General features: G+C 43.1%; 19 protein-coding genes and 9 tRNA genes. 11 read left to right on the plus strand and 17 right to left on the minus strand.

All coding sequences use genetic code 11. The features are described 5' to 3' along the window. The first annotated feature begins 3 nt into the window (after positions 1-3). Entirely contained in the window at positions 4-783 is a 780-nt protein-coding gene (locus tag MP3633_RS15225) for an amino acid ABC transporter ATP-binding protein (RefSeq protein ID WP_425324749.1), read from the plus strand. A gap of 215 nt (positions 784-998) precedes the next feature. On the opposite strand, the gene greB is transcribed toward MP3633_RS15225, so the two are convergent. The 8 genes from greB to dinB form a co-directional block, all read right to left on the minus strand. Next, positions 999-1,508 (minus strand): transcription elongation factor GreB, encoded by a 510-nt coding sequence (greB, locus tag MP3633_RS15230; protein ID WP_176336165.1) that lies wholly within the window; start codon positions 1,506-1,508, stop codon positions 999-1,001. A gap of 83 nt (positions 1,509-1,591) precedes the next feature. Next, positions 1,592-2,422 carry a mechanosensitive ion channel family protein gene (locus tag MP3633_RS15235; RefSeq protein ID WP_176336832.1) on the minus strand — a complete coding sequence of 277 codons (831 nt, stop codon included), beginning with the start codon at positions 2,420-2,422 and terminating at the stop codon, positions 1,592-1,594. Between the two features lie 36 nt (positions 2,423-2,458). Then, the gene (locus MP3633_RS15240; RefSeq protein ID WP_244959679.1) at positions 2,459-2,773 is read right to left on the minus strand and encodes a hypothetical protein; all 315 of its coding nucleotides are present in this window, start codon (positions 2,771-2,773) and stop codon (positions 2,459-2,461) included. 59 nt (positions 2,774-2,832) lie between these two features. After that, complete coding sequence (locus MP3633_RS15245; protein WP_176336167.1) at positions 2,833-3,288, minus strand: DUF2489 domain-containing protein; 456 nt, start codon at positions 3,286-3,288, stop codon at positions 2,833-2,835. A 111-nt stretch (positions 3,289-3,399) separates the two neighbouring features. Then, positions 3,400-4,218 carry an inositol monophosphatase family protein gene (locus tag MP3633_RS15250; RefSeq protein ID WP_176336168.1) on the minus strand — a complete coding sequence of 273 codons (819 nt, stop codon included), beginning with the start codon at positions 4,216-4,218 and terminating at the stop codon, positions 3,400-3,402. Positions 4,219-4,249: 31 nt separating this feature from the next. Continuing rightward, positions 4,250-4,918 (minus strand): alpha/beta hydrolase, encoded by a 669-nt coding sequence (locus tag MP3633_RS15255; RefSeq protein WP_176336169.1) that lies wholly within the window; start codon positions 4,916-4,918, stop codon positions 4,250-4,252. Between the two features lie 91 nt (positions 4,919-5,009). Continuing rightward, positions 5,010-5,990 carry a hypothetical protein gene (locus MP3633_RS15260; RefSeq protein ID WP_176336170.1) on the minus strand — a complete coding sequence of 327 codons (981 nt, stop codon included), beginning with the start codon at positions 5,988-5,990 and terminating at the stop codon, positions 5,010-5,012. A gap of 73 nt (positions 5,991-6,063) precedes the next feature. Next, positions 6,064-7,125 carry a DNA polymerase IV gene (gene dinB, locus MP3633_RS15265; RefSeq protein ID WP_217909016.1) on the minus strand — a complete coding sequence of 354 codons (1,062 nt, stop codon included), beginning with the start codon at positions 7,123-7,125 and terminating at the stop codon, positions 6,064-6,066. Positions 7,126-7,516: 391 nt separating this feature from the next. On the opposite strand from dinB, the gene MP3633_RS15270 reads away from it, so the two are divergent. From MP3633_RS15270 to MP3633_RS15300, 7 genes are all read left to right on the plus strand, one after another. Continuing rightward, positions 7,517-8,155, plus strand: coding sequence for an LPP20 family lipoprotein (locus MP3633_RS15270; protein WP_112141013.1), 639 nt, complete (start codon positions 7,517-7,519; stop codon positions 8,153-8,155). Positions 8,156-8,166: 11 nt separating this feature from the next. Continuing rightward, positions 8,167-9,351 (plus strand): flagellar assembly protein FlgT, encoded by a 1,185-nt coding sequence (locus MP3633_RS15275; RefSeq protein WP_244959681.1) that lies wholly within the window; start codon positions 8,167-8,169, stop codon positions 9,349-9,351. Positions 9,352-9,412: 61 nt separating this feature from the next. Further along, on the plus strand, positions 9,413-9,643 hold the full coding sequence (locus MP3633_RS15280) for a cell division protein ZapB (RefSeq protein ID WP_112141017.1): 231 nt from the start codon (positions 9,413-9,415) through the stop codon (positions 9,641-9,643). Next, the gene (locus MP3633_RS15285) at positions 9,640-10,113 is read left to right on the plus strand and encodes a hypothetical protein (protein ID WP_112141019.1); all 474 of its coding nucleotides are present in this window, start codon (positions 9,640-9,642) and stop codon (positions 10,111-10,113) included. The genes MP3633_RS15280 and MP3633_RS15285 overlap by 4 nt, the downstream gene beginning before the upstream one ends. Positions 10,114-10,118: 5 nt before the next feature. Continuing rightward, positions 10,119-10,286: a hypothetical protein gene (locus MP3633_RS15290; RefSeq protein WP_162690197.1), complete on the plus strand. Its 168-nt coding sequence runs from the start codon at positions 10,119-10,121 to the stop codon at positions 10,284-10,286. 12 nt (positions 10,287-10,298) lie between these two features. Next, positions 10,299-11,276, plus strand: coding sequence for a ProQ/FINO family protein (locus MP3633_RS15295; protein ID WP_112141021.1), 978 nt, complete (start codon positions 10,299-10,301; stop codon positions 11,274-11,276). Positions 11,277-11,327: 51 nt separating this feature from the next. Next, positions 11,328-11,411: transfer RNA gene (locus MP3633_RS15300), tRNA-Tyr, on the plus strand. A gap of 686 nt (positions 11,412-12,097) precedes the next feature. Here the strand turns inward: MP3633_RS15300 and MP3633_RS15305 are convergent. From MP3633_RS15305 to MP3633_RS15345, 9 genes are all read right to left on the minus strand, one after another. Beyond that, positions 12,098-12,173: transfer RNA gene (locus MP3633_RS15305), tRNA-Lys, on the minus strand. 31 nt (positions 12,174-12,204) lie between these two features. Beyond that, a tRNA-Pro gene (locus MP3633_RS15310) sits at positions 12,205-12,281 on the minus strand. 3 nt (positions 12,282-12,284) lie between these two features. Beyond that, a tRNA-Asn gene (locus MP3633_RS15315) sits at positions 12,285-12,360 on the minus strand. Between the two features lie 36 nt (positions 12,361-12,396). Further along, a tRNA-Lys gene (locus MP3633_RS15320) sits at positions 12,397-12,472 on the minus strand. 14 nt (positions 12,473-12,486) lie between these two features. Further along, a tRNA-His gene (locus MP3633_RS15325) sits at positions 12,487-12,562 on the minus strand. Positions 12,563-12,587: 25 nt separating this feature from the next. Next, positions 12,588-12,664 (minus strand) — tRNA-Pro (locus MP3633_RS15330). A gap of 1 nt (position 12,665) precedes the next feature. Continuing rightward, positions 12,666-12,741: transfer RNA gene (locus MP3633_RS15335), tRNA-Asn, on the minus strand. A 41-nt stretch (positions 12,742-12,782) separates the two neighbouring features. Further along, positions 12,783-12,873, minus strand: a tRNA-Ser gene (locus MP3633_RS15340). A gap of 62 nt (positions 12,874-12,935) precedes the next feature. Continuing rightward, positions 12,936-14,000: a polysaccharide deacetylase family protein gene (locus tag MP3633_RS15345; protein WP_176336172.1), complete on the minus strand. Its 1,065-nt coding sequence runs from the start codon at positions 13,998-14,000 to the stop codon at positions 12,936-12,938. Between the two features lie 206 nt (positions 14,001-14,206). Between MP3633_RS15345 and MP3633_RS15350 the strand changes: the two genes are divergently transcribed. From MP3633_RS15350 to nudC, 3 genes are all read left to right on the plus strand, one after another. Then, positions 14,207-15,415, plus strand: coding sequence for a glycine C-acetyltransferase (locus tag MP3633_RS15350; protein WP_176336173.1), 1,209 nt, complete (start codon positions 14,207-14,209; stop codon positions 15,413-15,415). After that, on the plus strand, positions 15,415-16,440 hold the full coding sequence (gene tdh, locus MP3633_RS15355) for an L-threonine 3-dehydrogenase (RefSeq protein ID WP_176336174.1): 1,026 nt from the start codon (positions 15,415-15,417) through the stop codon (positions 16,438-16,440). The genes MP3633_RS15350 and tdh overlap by 1 nt, the downstream gene beginning before the upstream one ends. A 72-nt stretch (positions 16,441-16,512) precedes the next feature. Then, positions 16,513-17,316, plus strand: a complete 804-nt coding sequence (nudC, locus tag MP3633_RS15360; RefSeq protein ID WP_176336175.1) for an NAD(+) diphosphatase — start codon at positions 16,513-16,515, stop codon at positions 17,314-17,316. The last annotated feature ends 5 nt before the right edge of the window (positions 17,317-17,321 follow it).

Here is a 17,321-nt window from a genome sequence, read left to right on the forward strand (position 1 = left end):
AAAATGAGTACTGAACATCAAACCGATACTCCGATGATAGAAATCCGTAATGTATACAAACGTTTTGGCGATCTAGAAGTGTTAAAAGGCATAGACTTGACGGTAAATCGCGGAAAAATCATATCCATTATTGGCCCTTCTGGATCCGGAAAAAGCACCTTACTACGCTCAGTCAACCACCTTGAGGTGATTGATCAAGGTTCAATATTTCTTGACGGAGTGCAAGTAAATAGGCCTGATATGAAGGGCTTAGCATTTGAACGACACATTAACCACATCCGTCAAAATATGGGCATGGTATTTCAACACTTCAATCTCTTCCCCCATCTCTCCACCATTGACAATGTCACCTTGGCGCCACGTAAGCTAAAGGGCATGGAGCCAAAAATGGCCCGTGAATGGGGCATGGAATTGCTTGACCGAGTTGGCCTTGCTCAAAAAGCTGACGTATTTCCTAACTGGTTATCAGGTGGTCAAAAGCAACGAGTGGCCATTGCTCGGGCGCTGGCTATGAAGCCCAAAGTAATGCTATTTGATGAAGCGACGTCAGCCTTGGACCCAGAGCTGGTTGAAGAGGTTAACTTGGTAATGCGTGGACTAGCAGAAGAACATATGACCATGCTGATTGTGACACATGAAATGGGATTTGCGCGCGATGTTTCGGACTGGGCCATGTTTATGGATGGCGGCGTAGTGGTTGAAGAATGCCCACCACAAAAACTGTTTAGCAATCCAGATCAAGAACGCACTCAAAACTTCTTGAAGACACATTTGAAGAGATGACGAAGTCTATATAAATCGTCAAAAGCACCATTATGATGCTGCGTACAAAGCATCATAATGTCTGCAAAATATGACCTTTCTTAGAGTAATACTCCAGTCTAAATATTTGAAAACACGCTTTATGATCTAGAGGGAAAACAATGGATAGGAGGAAGATAATAAACTCAGATAAAATGCTAAGTGTTGCCAATTAGCAATACCGTTGTGGATCATCGTCATACAGACACTTGGCGATATTCGATGGTGTCTATGAAGTAGGTTTTCTCCCCTGCGGATAAACGAATAACAACCTCATCGCCTTGTTGTTTTTTCAGCAAAGCCTTGGCCACTGGAGAATCTATACTGATATAAGAAAAATCATGATCTAACTCATCTGGCCCAACGATTCGGTGTGTGCGTAATTCCCCTTCTTCATTCTCTAGCGTTACCCAAGCACCAAAAAAAATTCGAGTCTGATCTGTTGGCAAACGATCAACCACCGTACAAACATCCAAACGTTTTTCTAAATATCGAACGCGACCATCAATTTCGCGTAACTGCTTCTTGCCATATATATATTCCGCGTTTTCTGAACGATCGCCTTGCGCTGCGGCTTCTCGAACCGTTTCTGTCACAGCAGGGCGCTTCTCTTTCCACAAAAACTTTAATTCAGACAACAAGGCTTGAGCACCTTCTTTGGTGATATAGGCAGACTTTGGCGGAGAGGGCGGGCGATAACGACTCATGAAAAAAACTCAACGGTGGCGTAATTAAAAATAAAAATGCCGTCGGGTTAAACACCCAACGGCATTTTACTTAGGCAAGAATATTAAGATTCTTGTTTATGAACATGCACATCCATTTGTGGGTATGGGATGCCAACACCACGTTCGTCAAATGTGTATTTGATTTTCTCCAACAAATCCGCACGCACTGTCCAGTAATCGCCAGACGCAACCCAAGGGCGTAAGAAGAAGTTCACTGAACTATCCGCTAATTCAGACACCGCAATCACACAGGCAGGGTCTTTTAAAATACGCTCATCCGCATTAACAATGTCTTCCATAATTTGTTTTGCTAGACGAATATCGGCGTCATAACTAATACCAACGACAAGGTCTAAACGACGAGTAGACTCTCTTGAGAAGTTCACGATGGAACCGTTCATTACTGAAGAGTTTGGCACGATAATCACACGATTATCAGGTGTCTTGAGGTAAGTATGGAACAACTCTATACGATTCACGGTTCCCATTTGGCCACCCGCATCAATAAAATCGCCTGAACGGAATGGGCGTAACAAAATGATAAGAACACCAGAAGCAAAGTTTGACAACGAACCTTGCAATGCAAGGCCAACCGCTAAACCAGCAGCACCCAAAATCGCAATAAAGGATGTCGTTTCAACACCAATTTGCCCAAGTGCCATTAAGGCAATACCAGCAAACATTAAGGCGAATAAAATACTTGATGCAAATCCCGCAACCGCTTTATCGACAGAAGACTTAAGCAGTCGATTTTCACACCATTTAGCTACTTTAGAGGCAATATATTTACCCACAAAGAAAATAACAATACCAACAATTAAGTTCATAACACTATCAACCAGCCAAGGCATTAACTCAGAGCCTTGCTCAAAAAACGCCTGCATATCATTCATCATATCTAAACCCATCCACTTCAATTATTAACTCAATTAGACCAAATAATCCGTTTTAAACCGCCATTCATCCAGCAGTACTTCTAATCGTTCAATCCCACTTTTATTAAAAGACACACAAGAGTGCCCATCAACTAAGCACGTCCCTCTAACTCCAGACTCATCAAGCAACAAGCATTGCTCTCGCAGAACATCTAACGCTTCATTATCTCTAATGTTCATGCCAATGAAAGCATGCCACTCATGCTCGGGCAAACACCCTTGAACAGCCCTTACTAATAGATCGACACATTGTTCTTTCGTTAATCTATAGTAAGGGACTTTTGACTTATGACGAATAAAAAAAACCATCAAAGAAGCTAAAAGTAGAAAGAGAAAAACAATAGATACAAGCAACTCAATCAGCATCGCTAAAAAGAGTAAGCCATTAATGCCACTTTGGCGCGTGCCAGATGCTCAGCATGTTCTTTTTCATACGCGTCCATTTCCTTACTAAATTTCACCTTTGCCTCTTTAGGCAAGTCTTTCCATTGCTCATGCGTTGGAATATGCAGCGTCTTTTCCGTAACGATATAAAAAGCAGAAATATCCTCATGCTCCGATAAATCTTCACTCAATTGATCAAGTAAATTCTTGATTCTAATGCTCGCTTCAATCCAGTTTATTTCATCCGTACCCGCCACTTTTAGCAGCACACGAACGCTGTCAATACGCTTTTGGCGCTCTTCAATAAAGCGATTTTCGCCCGCCAGAAGACTGTCTTCTCGACGTCGGTTTAACTTAAGTTGGTGACGAATAAACCAAATAGAGATCGCCATAATCCCAACAGATAAAAGTAAGGCCATTAAAAATGCAGTAAAAGACATAATTCATCCAAATAAATAAAAATATACCGTCTGGTCACCATAATGATCAGCCTGTATTGCAGTTATACCATCATACCGATTACCAGTACTCAGAGAACGCTCAATAAATACTCAGAACGGTACTGAAATATCTAACACGTTCAACAAATCATCATAAAGCGCAGGCGTCGAGACCAAAAGTCCTTCACCATTCACCACCTCAGGCCAAGCGCCAATTTTAGGCAAGTAACCGCCAACCGTTGCACCCGCTTCTTCTGCAATTAGAGCCCCAGCCGCCATATCCCAAGGTTGTACACTTTCAAAATAGGCGTCCAGACGCCCAGCTGCTACCCAACATAAGTCCAGTGCAGCAGAGCCATTACGGCGGATATCTTGGCAATGATGCAACACACGAGAGACACGCTCCACTATGGGAGACAACGCTGTTTTTTGATAAGGAAAACCAGTCGCAACCAATGCATTCCTAAGCTCTTTGGCACCAGAAACCGACAGTTTTTTATCATTACAATAAGCACCTGCCCCTTTAACCGCCCAGAAGCATTCACCTAAGAAAGGCGCATTCACCACACCTAAAATACGTTGCTGACCAATAAAAAGACCAATCGACACAGCAACATGAAGATGACCATGGGCAAAGTTTACCGTACCGTCAATAGGATCAATCACCCAAACTGGCGTTTCATCAGCAATTCCCCCAAGATTCATATTAGGGGACGATTCTTCTGACAAGATACGATGAGAAGGATAACGCTCAGCAATACTCGAACATAGGTACTGATCGACCGCTAAATCCGTAGATGTCACCAATTCATGATCTGCTTTATAGTCACGGACAAACACTGAGTTTTGCCTCGCTTCTATGACTAACCTCCCTGCCGTTATCGCAAGATTTTTCGCAAACCCCAACCACTCTACATGCTCTTTAGACATGAAAAACACCTTGTATAAAAAATAGTGGGGGTTAAGCCAATCTAGCATTTACCCAGCTTGAAATATCCTTTACTTGCTCAGGACAAACAGCATGAGGCATGTCATAACTCTGATACGAAACCGCAAAGTTTTTTGACAGCAGACGATCACGAGCTTGTATTGCCAACACTGGAGCCACTACAGCATCTTGTAAACCATGGTGAATCAAAATTGGAGTCAGACCATTAGGGCACTCCGACGCATCTGGTACGTCATCGCCATTCACTAGATAAGTTGATAGCGCCATGACACCCGCTAATGTGTGCTGAGTTCGTAGCGCGGTTTGGTAAGCAATCACCCCACCCTGTGAAAACCCAGCCAATATAATACGGCTAGGGGCAATCCCTTTATCAATTTGATCCTGTATCAAATCTGCCACTTGGCAACAAGACTCATCAATATTTGCCATGTCTACTTTTCTATCTAGCGTCATTTCATAAATGTCGTACCACGCACGCATAACCATGCCACCGTTTACCGTCACGGGTCGCTTGGGAGCATGGGGAAAAACAAAACGCACTTTGAGGTCTGGTGACAACGACATAGCCGGAACCAAGGATTCAAAATCGTGTCCGTCCGAGCCAAGACCGTGCAACCAAATAATAGCCGCATCCGGCTGACTGTTTGTTTCTACTAAGACAGATGGCAGTAATTCGCTCATTCTTAACACTCCAAAAAAATAGGCTATCGCAATTTGCCATAGCCTATCATATTGACGTTTTCCACTCGACTGTTGACGAGTAACTACCGATCTAATGTTCAACAGGAAAGCGCATTTCAATTACTTCCTGCTTTTTATTTAATTTAAAAAGAACATCCGCACGTTCCGGCATCACAGCCAACATATGACGTGTCAAACGCTCGTAATATTGCATAAAACGTTTTAATTCATCACAAGACATTATTTTTAAATCAATCGTATCAAGCAAGATCCCATGAATGTCATGAAGATGGTCTTCCAACATTCGCTCCTGTTTATTACGCCAATGATATACAACGTCATAACTAGGCGCTTGCATCCATGCCATGAGGTCTATTTTTGCAAACAGCTTCTGATAATCGTCTTTCAACAGTTGATTAACCGTGTTTCGCCACACCCCATCGGCATCCATTTCTTTCTCAAGTTGATTTATCGGACGATAGAGAGTGTCATTTATAGGCGGCGCACCAACACACCACCCTTCGAATAAAACCACATCAACGGGGCCTTGAACTTCTTGCCATAAATGCACCGCTTTTCGATCATCAACCGATTTATCAAAACAAGGAAACTTCATTACCTCCCCATCCTTCAGGTTTTTCAGTCTTTCAAAAAGCGTCAACGCAAAAGCAACATCATGCGTTCCAGGCACACCTCGAACAGAAAACATAGAAGTCGTATCATTCGAAAATTTAAGCCGATCATGATACGTGCTGTATAAATCATCTAAGCTCAACACAATACAATTCAGATCAAAACCTTTATTCAATATGCGGCTAACAACACTACAAAAAGTTGTTTTACCACACCCTTGCGCACCGCCAACGCCAACAATTAAGGGCCCTCTTCCACTCCCCGATTTTTGGCTCAACCAAGTGGCAAAAGGCAGATACAAAGGATCTATCTGATCTATCAATGACGCATCCGCATACAAACAACTCAAGGTTTGTTCCACTTCAAAGCGTAACCGATGGGACAAAGGATCGGGCATACTTAGATTCGTACTGTTAAATTTTTCCTGCCGTTTTAACATAATAAACACCTCCTGCACGGTTTGCTCTGCTGAGTATAGTAAACCCTGAGAAAGTTGATCAAATTTTACACAACTAAGAAAAAGGTAAGGTTAACTGAAGCGGTTTTGGTGGTGACAATCGATAACCAACACCAATAAGGCGCACTGGACGTCGATAGCGCTCATATGCCTGTTGCAATAGCGCCAAAAACACATCATCGGATAATTTATTTTTGATGGGCTGCTCTATCGTTGTTTGCTTAAAATCATCAAACTTCATCTTGAGATAATACTTACTCAGTTGTGATTCAAAGTTTCGTCCTGTCATACGTTTTTTTAAATCGCTTAGCAAAATAGGTAACACTGTTTGGCATTCTTTGAGGTCCGGTAAGTCTTTTGAAAAAGTATGCTCGACTGAGATGCTTTTTCTTTCTCGCGAGATGGAAACAGGGCGATCATCAATGCCAAGTGCGAACTGAGACAAACGAAAAGCCATGCTGCCGAAGTTTTTTTGTAACACAACAAAGTCTAACGTTTGTAAATCAGCACAGTTGAATACGCCCAATACGGCCAGCTTCTCCTGGGCTACACGGCCAATACCAGAAATTGACTTAACAGGTATCGTTGAGACAAATTCAAACTGCTTCTCAGGTGTTACTACAGTTAAGCCGTCCGGCTTATCCCAATCACTTGCCACCTTCGCAATAAACTTATTAGCCGCCACTCCTGCAGAAACCGTAATACCAACTTCCAACCATATTCTTGAGCGTATTTCCTCAGCAATCCGTGTGGCGCTGCCTTGAAAGTGTGGCGAATCCGTCACATCAAGATACGCTTCATCCAAGGATAAAGGCTCAATAATATCGGTAAACTCTCGCAAAATAACGTGCATTTGCTCAGAGGCCGTTCGGTACTTATGCATATTACCAGGTAGCACTCGCAATGCTGGGCATAGGCGTTTGGCAACCGATGTTGGCATAGCGGAACGAACGCCATAAACTCGAGCAGCATAATTCGCTGTAGAAAGAACGCTGCGAGTATTTTCCGGCCCTCCAATGGCGATAGGAATATCTCGCAAACTTGGGTCATCACGCATTTCTATCGCAGCGTAAAAACAATCCGCATCAACATGAATAATTTTTCGATTTTGCAACATATCTTTCAAAAAATACTGTATAAAAAAACAGTATACATTAATTAATAACAGACACTCCACAGCACAAAAAAATGTAAATTTGCCTCTAGAAAAAACCCCCTTATTACAAAATCCCCTAAACAATCTAAAAAAATGCACCTAAAGAGCCGTTTTACTATCAAAAACAAAGAAAAAGCGTTTTTTTCGATGCCCAAACATGGACGCTAGAGCGTAAAATGGTTTACATTTTGTTCATTAGATTAGCCATGTTGAAAAACAAAGGGATTTTCGAACAAATTATTCAGTTAATTCCTGCAGCAGTATCTCGCTTAATTGAAACAGCACTATGCAACACATACTATTTTTCAACGCAGGATATTAAGGTAAAGACATCCATACAAAGGGCACCACCATGACACGAACACTTCGAATTTTTTTAATAGCCATAGGTGCAATAATTCTCGCCGGTTGTCAAAATCTTAACCAACCAGGGACGGCGGGAACAGGCTCTCCTTGTACTACTGTCGCTCCGTGTAACGGCAACACTGTTGGAAATAGCTCACCTTACGGTTACGCTCAAAACGGTGCGCTAAATGCAAACAACACCATTGCCGTTATTAAACAAGAGCCTATTGTTGTCACTGCAACTGGCTATGCCGCCATGATGACAAGTAAGCGCCTATCCAAATCTCAAGCTCGCATCATGACGCTACGTAGTTCAATGCTAGATGCTTACCGAAACTTATCTGAACGCGTTTATGGCTTGAAAATCGACGGCTCCAGCTCGTTGAGCAATATGGTGATGCAAAACGATGAGCTAAGAACGTATGTTGATGCTTATTTAGTGGGTGCCAAAGTCGTGTCACAACGTGAACATGAAGATGGTACGTTCGAAACAGTCGTTGAAATGGCGCTACAAGAAAATTTCCGTCAATGTATAAGCTCTCCTAACGGCATACAATCTAATCCAAACTGTAGTGTTCAGCCTGGCTACCGTGCAATCAACGTTGAGAATTCCACACCGACGACTAACTTCTATAGCATTGAATAATGATACTGTCCTTGAAGTACTTATTAATCATTGCTATCGCCTTATCTTTACCTCTCACCGTTTTTTCAAAAACGGTTGATGCGGTCGGTGAAGCGGTTATTTATAACGACGATGTGACCGATGCGCGCTATCGAGCCACTCAGCAAGCGATAAAACAAGCCGTTCTTGAATCAGGCTCTAGAGTCAATGTTAAAGATGAACTTTATAATGGTGAACTCGAGTCTAGTCTAGAAATACGAAGTTCAGGACACGTCCAAAAGGCCCGTATCATTTCTGAAGAGCAAAACGGCGATTTCCTTAGGGTCGTTGCTCGTGTTGATGTCACACCAGACTCTCAGTGCAGCACAGGCCCAACAAGTTATTATAAAAAAACCGTTGGTATTACTGGGTTTGAGCTACAAACCCCCCAGCAAGCAAGACTGGGGGAGCTGAGCAATATATCTAGGGAACTTCCCAAAGGCCTAGCGGATGAAATAAATAAGCAGGGCTATCTACGAGCGCTGACAGCCACAAACATTGCTATCTACCCCGATCTGTTAAATGCGCCTTCTTCTACAAACTACGATGGCTCCTTAACGAACGTCACACGAATCAGCGAACAACTTGGCGTTCAATATATTGTCAGCGGCGTTATTAGAGATATTGGTGAGGTTTATTTAAGACGCCCTAATGATAAAGACGAAAAAGACGCTTTAGACGAAGGAATTGATAAAGAAAGAAACTTTGTGGTCGATATATATATATATGATGGTTTCAGTGGCGCGCTATTGTTCGAGCACAGATACAGCGAGATAGGGAACTGGGATATATCCGATCACGCAAGAATTGGTTTTGGAAGCGCAAAATTCTGGACAGTGCATTATGGCAAAGTAGTACAGCAAGCATTAAAAGAAAGCGCTTTAGATACAAGTGAGCAGCTTCGCTGCCAGCCTTTTATTGCTAATATTTTTCGCACAGAAGGTAACAGAATACATATATCAGCAGGGTCATTGGCAGGAATCAAACAAGGTGATAAGTTCAACGTTTATCGTCGTTATGAGGTGTTTAATCAACTTCAATCCGCTCAAACTCAGCTGAATAATGCCAATATCAGTGTTACAATAAAACAAGTACAACCCAACTTCTCAGTTGGAGAGCTTATTGTTGACTCTCACATTTTAAACGTTCAACAACAAGATGTCGTAATAGCCTGGTAATTTTTATACAACTACGCCCACACAACCAAGGGCGATTTTTTTGATTTTTAGGACAGATACAATGAATAACGAACTACTACACCACTTAGAACAACGCATCAATGAAGCTGTAGAAGAGATTGGTTCACTACGCAAACGCATTGCTGAATTAGAAATGCAAAACTACGAACTTAGCGAAGAAAAAAGTGACATTCAAAACGCCCTAACTCAAACAAAAGAACAGCAATCTAATTGGGAGTCTTCTCTTTCCCAAATGCTGAACCGCTTAAACCAAATGGATGACAAAAAATGAAATCACTTCTACTTGCAGCTTTAGTTCTAGTTAGTGCGAACGCATCAGCTGAAGGTCAAATTGCGAGTTTAGTAAATTTTGAATCCACAGCAACTCGACCAGACAGTCGCAACGAACAGAGCAATGTTACCTCCATAGGCTACGCCGCAATGGAATACACCTTGCCTGAAAACATCTCTTTTTATGGTGGTTTTTCATTTGTAATTGGGGAGAATTTTGAAAGCGGCGCGACGGTAGGATCACGCTTTTACAGTGCTACGCCAGCCTTTCAGATATTCCCAGGCATTCCAATGTGGTCATTTATTGGCGGCGGCATTTCATTTTTAGAAGACACCGTATACTACCCAGAAGCTGGATTTCGTATTGCAGCCTCCGATACATCGCGACTAGATGTCTATGTAAAGATATTAAACAGTAGCAATGAAACCTATGACAAACACGTCATGATTGGGGCAGGACTTACCTTCTAAGCAAAATGAAATTATTACCTATTTTTATCGCTGGCTTCTTAATTACGACGGTTTACGTTTGGCAGCAAAACGGAGACACTATTTCTGTCACCCTACCAAGCGAAGATCAGCAAAAAGAAATGATTGGCACAAGCAATACACCAAGTATTTCGCTGACTCCAATAAAAAATTGAGCTTTGTTTTTTATGGAACAACTTATTGCCAAACTCGAAGCAAGAATTAACTGGCTAACAAAGCAGCTAGACAATGCTAACGAAGAAATACAAAAATTAAACGGAAAGAACACCTCTTCCATTGAGTACAGCGCATCGATGGATTTATTGCAACATATGGCAGGTCGCTCAACAGAAGATCAATTGCAGCTTTATATTGAAGACTCTCTTGACCTTTTAAGCCCAGCGCCCGCCCCTAAGCAAGCAATTAAAGTAGATGCGGTTGAACACCAACTCAACTTTGACTTATTGCACGAGCATGCTGATAGCAGCAGCACCACAACCACGACAACAGAACAGATTGATTACATGACCACACAACAACCTGAGCTTAACGGCTTGCAAGAAGATGACAAACTAGTCGATAACGACACTAGCGTACCAGAAGCAAGTGACAGCACGACTAAGACCGCGACCTTGACGCCAGAGCAAAAGAAACGTCAAAAAAATCAAAAAAACAATCGCCGTCTTATCAAAATGCTTGAAGACCGTTATCCCAAAGCGTTCGACTGGAATCAACCTAAGCCACTGAAGGTCGGTATAGACAAAGATATGGTGCTGGACGATGACTTTAATACCAGCAAGCAAAAACGCTCTCTCGCGGCCTACACGCGCTCAGACAGATATAAGAAGTGCCTTCTATCTGGCCAGCCGCGTGTAGACTTAGAGGGTGTCGCTGTTAACAACGAACCTGCTTTACCCGAATCGATGATTCCTAAAAAAGCAAGGACCACACCTACAAGCAGACCTGCAACCACTGGCAGACCGGCAAAAGAGAAAACAGCCTCAGCCCAACCAGCAAGAAGCAGACAAAAGCCTCAAGCTAAAAACGATATCAAACCAAAAGCCAAAAATATCAAAAGCACACCGAAGACAGAAGATATTTATGATAATTTGTCTCCAGAAGAGCGCATGAAAGCAAAACTGGAAAAATTATTAAATAAATCCTAAAAAACTATTTACATAGTTAGGCGCGGCATATACTATGTGCCGCGCTGCTGTGGAGGGGTTCCCGAGTGGCCAAAGGGAGCAGATTGTAAATCTGCCACGAAAGTTTCGGTGGTTCGAATCCACCTCCCTCCACCATTAGCGCTTTTCTTTATAGATCAATATCTTATCTATAAAAATACGGTCTATTTCTAGACATAATTAAAAAACCTTCGCTCAATTACTCCACTTAAAAGTAACACTCACCCTACAACCCACAACAATCTTCACACCAAATCCACCACCCAAAAAATCACTCACTAATTTCTAGCCAATCACACAAAACAATACTCAAACCAAAAGCCCCGACACACCCATCACATACTCAAGACCCACACCTGCCACACACTCAAAACCCTACACACAACCCTTACACATTTAACGCCGTAGAGAGCTAACGCACAAAGAAAATAGATAGACGATAGACGATAGACGATAGACGATAGACGATAGACGATAGACGATAGACGATAGACGATAGACGATAGACGATAGACGATAGACGATAGACGATAGACGATAGACGATAGACGATAGACGATAGACGATAGACGATAGACGATAGACGATAGACGATAGACGATAGACGATAGACGATAGACGATAGACGATAGACGATAGACGATAGACGATAGACGATAGACGATAGACGATAGACGATAGACGATAGACGATAGACGATAGACGATAGACGATAGACGATAGACGATAGACGATTTTGAATTGCTATCTAGAAAGAAACAAGAAATAACACGAAGAAAAGAAGAGGTGATTTATGAAAAGAATGGTGGGCCGTACTGGATTCGAACCAGTGACCAATTGATTAAAAGTCAACTGCTCTACCAACTGAGCTAACGGCCCGCTCATAAACTTTATTTTTACAACAATCTAATGGTCGGAGTAGAGAGATTCGAACTCCCGACATCCTGCTCCCAAAGCAGGCGCGCTACCAGACTGCGCTATACTCCGAAATGGCTCCTCGAACTGGACTCGAACCAGTGACCCAATGATTAACAGTCATTTGCTCTACCAACTGAGCTATCGAGGAATTAATCAGATAATGCAGAGTTAAGCATTGGGATAGTGGTGGGCCGTACTGGATTCGAACCAGTGACCAATTGATTAAAAGTCAACTGCTCTACCAACTGAGCTAACGGCCCGACTATCAGAGTAATGGGGTGGACGATGGGGCTTGAACCCACGACCGCCGGAATCACAATCCGGAGCTCTACCGACTGAGCTACGCCCACCATTACTAGGTGATGATAAAATTAATGGTCGGAGTAGAGGGATTCGAACCCCCGACATCCTGCTCCCAAAGCAGGCGCGCTACCAGACTGCGCTATACTCCGATGGCTCCTCGAACTGGACTCGAACCAGTGACCCAATGATTAACAGTCATTTGCTCTACCAACTGAGCTATCGAGGAACTAATTTTATCTTGTTCGCAACAACTTCCTATTAGGAAGATGGCGGAGGAGGAGAGATTCGAACTCTCGGTAGGCTACTAACCTACGCCAGTTTTCAAGACTGGTGCATTAAACCGCTCTGCCACCCCTCCGTTGCGAGCGAGGTGTATAATACTGATTTGAGATTTCAGTGCAATGTTTTTTTGAAAAAAACTTAACTTTTTTCACTTACATAGCCTTGGTCAGGAGCAGAACGAATCCAAACATTGGAATACCAGTAATAATGCTTAGCCGAATTATCCGGCATAGTGCAGTTAATTCGACCACGACCAACGCCGAAAGGCTTACTCGCTGTGGCGATCACTTCATTTTCGGAAACCCAATCTAATGACGCCTTACCTTGTCCTGCCACGTAACACACCAAGTCTTTTAGGCGATATTTACCGTCTTTAAACGTTAAGCGAATAGACACGGGTTTATCTGTCGCAAAGTCACCACCGGCTTGTTCCGCAAGCAAAGGCATTGGCTTAGCATCTAGCTTTGTTTTTAATGTGGATAATTTTGCATACGCGCCAGAAGCAGGAAAACGAGGTAAATTTTCGAAATCAGAGTCCGCGCTCACCACACCTGATTGCTGACCAAATGCCATCACCCCTCTTTCTTCCATCATGGTTCGAATCGTACGATTAGATTCACCATAGGGATAAGCCAGCATTTTAGGTGAATGCCCTAGATTCTTAATGAGCAGCGCTTCAACCGTGTCCACTTCTTTTGTCATTCGTGATAACCAAGCGTCGTCAGACTCACCTTCTTCTTTGCGCAGCATATAAGGATGGCGGATAGTATGGTTCGCAAACACACCGCCAGACGCTTCCATCTCCTTCATTTGCTCCCACGTCAAAAAGCTACGGCTTTTGCGTTCAACGGGTTCAGTATTAATAAACACAGTAAAAGGAAAGTTCCTTTCTTTTAAGATAGGAAAGCCCGCTTGATAAATACTACGATAGGCATCATCAAAAGAAATCGCGACGGCTTTTTCAGGTAATGCCTTATGGGCTTGTAAATCGTCCAATGCAGAACGCAGATCAACCACCTGAAAACCAGCGTTTTTCAAATAGTCCATGTGCTCAGTAAATTGCTCTGGCGTAACAGAAGTCGATTTAGGTGAACTGACACTTACATGGTGATATTGAAGAACAGGTAAATAATCCTGAGCTTGAACCGCCATACTGACGCTCATTGCACCAAACAAGATGCCGTAGTGAAACTTTGACAACATACCTTTTCCTTTTTGGTTAATATTTGTCCTCATTCTACGCGACGAATAGACAGAATGACCAGTGCAGCAACCAACGATAGACACAAACTGTTATGGCCATATTGCTACACCACTGCATCTACTTTTATTCAGGCCTCAGCCCTACACTCATTGAACACATATCACTCGTTATCAACATTAAGTATAGGTAAGTCAGGGGTAATCACATGAGCAGAGCTGAATTTCACACGCAACTCGACACACAACTACAAACGCTTAAACAACAAGGCCTCTACAAACAAGAGCGCCCTCTTATTACACCTCAAGCCAGTCAAATTACGACAGCAGACAATCGTCCGTTAATCAACTTATGTGCAAACAATTATCTTGGGCTAGCGAATGACAGTGACGTAACAACAGCGGCGCATAAAGCACTAGACGATTATGGCTATGGTATGGCCTCTGTCCGTTTTATTTGCGGCACTCAAAACATTCACACTGAGCTGGAAAAAAGTCTCAGTAACTTCCTTCAGATGGAAGACACCATCCTGTACTCATCTTGCTTTGATGCCAACGCAGGACTGTTTGAGACATTACTTGGTAAAGAAGACGCGATCATCAGTGATGCGTTAAATCATGCCAGCATTATTGACGGAATTCGCTTATGTAAAGCAAAGCGCTATCGCTATGCTAACAATGACATGAAAGAGCTCGAAGCGAACCTTCAACAGGCCGACAAAGAGGGCGCTAGAACCAAGCTCATCGTCACTGATGGTGTTTTTTCCATGGACGGTATTATTGCGGACCTAAAGTCCATCTGCGACCTTGCGGACAAATACGATGCGCTCGTCATGGTAGATGACTCCCACGCGGTTGGTTTCTTAGGTGAGAATGGTCGTGGTAGCCATGAATATTGTGGCGTACTAGGCCGAATCGACATTATTACTGGCACATTAGGAAAAGCCCTTGGTGGCGCATCGGGTGGTTATACCAGTGCCTCTAAAAACATTGTGGATTGGTTACGTCAACGCTCTCGTCCATATTTGTTTTCTAATTCATTGGCGCCTGTTATTACCGCCACCAGCATAAAAATCCTTGAATCACTTCAAAAAGGGGGTGCCGCTCGTCAGCAGCTAAAAAACAACAGCCTTTACTTTCGTACCAAGATGAGCGACTTAGGGTTTAACCTAGTACCTGGCGACCACCCAATCATTCCCGTTATATTAGGAGACGCAACACTCGCTCAAGAGATGGCAAGTGCGCTATATATAGAAGGGATTTTTGTCACCGGATTTGCTTATCCCGTTGTGCCGATGGGAAAAGCTAGAATTCGAACACAAATGTCAGCCTCACTAACAACGGAACAACTCGATCAAGCCATTACTGCTTTTGCGAAAGTCGGTCGCGAAATGGGTATTATTGAAGGAATAAAATAATGAAAACGCTTGCTAAGCTTCATGCCAAAAAAGGCATTTGGATGACAGAAGTAGCCCAACCAGAATGCGGCCACAATGATGTTGTTATCAAAATACGAAAAACCGCTATTTGCGGAACAGACATGCATATTTATCATTGGGACGACTGGGCACAAAATACCATTCCTGTACCAATGACCGTCGGTCATGAGTTTGTTGGTGAAATCACCGAGATTGGCCCAGAAGTATCAGGGTTCAAAATCGGCGATCGCGTCTCAGGCGAAGGCCATATTACCTGCGGTCACTGTCGAAACTGTCGTGCAGGACGTCGTCACCTTTGCCGTAAAACACTAGGCGTTGGCGTGAACCGTACTGGCGCGTTTGCCGAATATTTAGTCATTCCTGCCAGCAATGCCTACAAAATCCCTGACAACATCAGTGATGAAATGGCGGCAATCTTCGACCCGTTTGGAAATGCGACTCATACCGCTCTGTCCTTTGATTTGATCGGTGAGGATGTCTTAATCACCGGCGCAGGCCCCATTGGCGCCATGGCCGCCGCCATTGCAAAGCATGTTGGTGCTCGCAATGTGGTGATTACCGATGTAAATGATTTTCGTCTAGGGCTTGCGAAAAAAATGGGCGCGACTCGAACGGTGAACGTTAGCAAAGAGTCTTTGAAAGACGTCATGAATGAAATAGGCATGCACGAAGGCTTTGATGTTGGATTGGAAATGTCCGGCAATGATCAAGCATTTCGCTCTATGTTAGAAAATATGAATCATGGCGGAAAAATTGCCATGCTCGGCATTCCAGCAAAAGACACGCTAATAGATTGGAACCAAGTCATTTTTAAAGGCCTGATTATTAAAGGTATCTATGGACGTGAAATGTACGAAACTTGGTACAAAATGGCCGCTATGTTGCAATCTGGTTTAGACATCAGCCCCATTATTACGCACCGCTTTAATGTAGACGAATTCCAAAAAGGCTTTGATACTATGGCGTCAGGCCAATCTGGCAAAGTGATCCTGGATTGGAATTAAATCCGCTAGGTTATTGCGTCTAGAAGATGATCGCGTTAGCGTAATTCTTTTAGACGCAAACAGAGCAAGAACATGTTAGAAATTGGCACTCAAACACACCCGCTCCCCCATCAAGACGCACTCTATGTTTTGCTACATCGTAATCAAGTGCTGGTTGAACAAGACAATCTTTTTTTAATACCTTTCACACACTTTCAACCAAACTCAAAAATGAGTGCCATTTACTGTGGACAGTGGCAGGGCCAAGATGTCTTTGTTTGCCGTTTTGAATCCGTACCAAAAGGCTTTACGGAAGTAGGCTTAAGAGAACTGCTCTTCTTACAAGATCAGGATCATTACCTTCTATTAAGTCGCGCTCATCAATTATCAACGTGGGACAGAGACCATCAATTTTGTGGACGATGTGGAACACCCATGCAAGAAAAACATATAGCGGAACACACTAAGATTTGCCCGACGTGTAATTTGCGTCATTACCCACGAATTTCGCCTTGCATCATTGTATCAATCTGCAAAGACGACCATATTTTACTGGCCCGTGGACTTCACGCACCCAAAGGTAAATTCAGTAATATTGCGGGGTTTGTCGAAGCGGGTGAAACATTAGAGCAAGCTGTGGCACGTGAAGTGCGTGAAGAAGTAGGGCTTGAAATCACCAACATTCGCTATGTAGACAGTCAACCTTGGTCTTTTCCTCATCAACTTATGGTCGGCTTTTTTGCGGATTACGTTGCTGGTGAAATCACTCCCGCACCAGGAGAAATTGATGAGGCGAATTGGTACCACATCGACAATTTACCTCACATACCCAACAGCGCGACCATTTCAGGACAACTAATCACCCATCATATTGCGCATATTAACAATAAAAAATAGTTCAT

It is taken from the genome of Marinomonas primoryensis (assembly GCF_013372285.1).
Lineage (GTDB): Bacteria > Pseudomonadota > Gammaproteobacteria > Pseudomonadales > Marinomonadaceae > Marinomonas > Marinomonas primoryensis.

Bases quoted from the DNA above. Each gene is read 5' to 3' on its own strand.
- MP3633_RS15295 (WP_112141021.1), top strand. From the start codon at position 10,299: ATGGAACAACTTATTGCCAAACTCGAAGCAAGAATTAACTGGCTAACA.
- MP3633_RS15260 (WP_176336170.1), bottom strand. From the start codon at position 5,990: ATGTTAAAACGGCAGGAAAAATTTAACAGTACGAATCTAAGTATGCCC.
- MP3633_RS15285 (WP_112141019.1), top strand. From the start codon at position 9,640: ATGAAATCACTTCTACTTGCAGCTTTAGTTCTAGTTAGTGCGAACGCA.
- MP3633_RS15255 (WP_176336169.1), bottom strand. From the start codon at position 4,918: ATGAGCGAATTACTGCCATCTGTCTTAGTAGAAACAAACAGTCAGCCG.
- MP3633_RS15270 (WP_112141013.1), top strand. From the start codon at position 7,517: ATGACACGAACACTTCGAATTTTTTTAATAGCCATAGGTGCAATAATT.
- MP3633_RS15235 (WP_176336832.1), bottom strand. From the start codon at position 2,422: ATGAATGATATGCAGGCGTTTTTTGAGCAAGGCTCTGAGTTAATGCCT.
- MP3633_RS15280 (WP_112141017.1), top strand. From the start codon at position 9,413: ATGAATAACGAACTACTACACCACTTAGAACAACGCATCAATGAAGCT.
- greB (WP_176336165.1), bottom strand. From the start codon at position 1,508: ATGAGTCGTTATCGCCCGCCCTCTCCGCCAAAGTCTGCCTATATCACC.
- MP3633_RS15350 (WP_176336173.1), top strand. From the start codon at position 14,207: ATGAGCAGAGCTGAATTTCACACGCAACTCGACACACAACTACAAACG.
- MP3633_RS15345 (WP_176336172.1), bottom strand. From the start codon at position 14,000: ATGTTGTCAAAGTTTCACTACGGCATCTTGTTTGGTGCAATGAGCGTC.
- nudC (WP_176336175.1), top strand. From the start codon at position 16,513: ATGTTAGAAATTGGCACTCAAACACACCCGCTCCCCCATCAAGACGCA.
- MP3633_RS15250 (WP_176336168.1), bottom strand. From the start codon at position 4,218: ATGTCTAAAGAGCATGTAGAGTGGTTGGGGTTTGCGAAAAATCTTGCG.
- MP3633_RS15240 (WP_244959679.1), bottom strand. From the start codon at position 2,773: ATGGTTTTTTTTATTCGTCATAAGTCAAAAGTCCCTTACTATAGATTA.
- MP3633_RS15290 (WP_162690197.1), top strand. From the start codon at position 10,119: ATGAAATTATTACCTATTTTTATCGCTGGCTTCTTAATTACGACGGTT.
- dinB (WP_217909016.1), bottom strand. From the start codon at position 7,125: ATGTTGCAAAATCGAAAAATTATTCATGTTGATGCGGATTGTTTTTAC.
- MP3633_RS15225 (WP_425324749.1), top strand. From the start codon at position 4: ATGAGTACTGAACATCAAACCGATACTCCGATGATAGAAATCCGTAAT.
- tdh (WP_176336174.1), top strand. From the start codon at position 15,415: ATGAAAACGCTTGCTAAGCTTCATGCCAAAAAAGGCATTTGGATGACA.
- MP3633_RS15245 (WP_176336167.1), bottom strand. From the start codon at position 3,288: ATGTCTTTTACTGCATTTTTAATGGCCTTACTTTTATCTGTTGGGATT.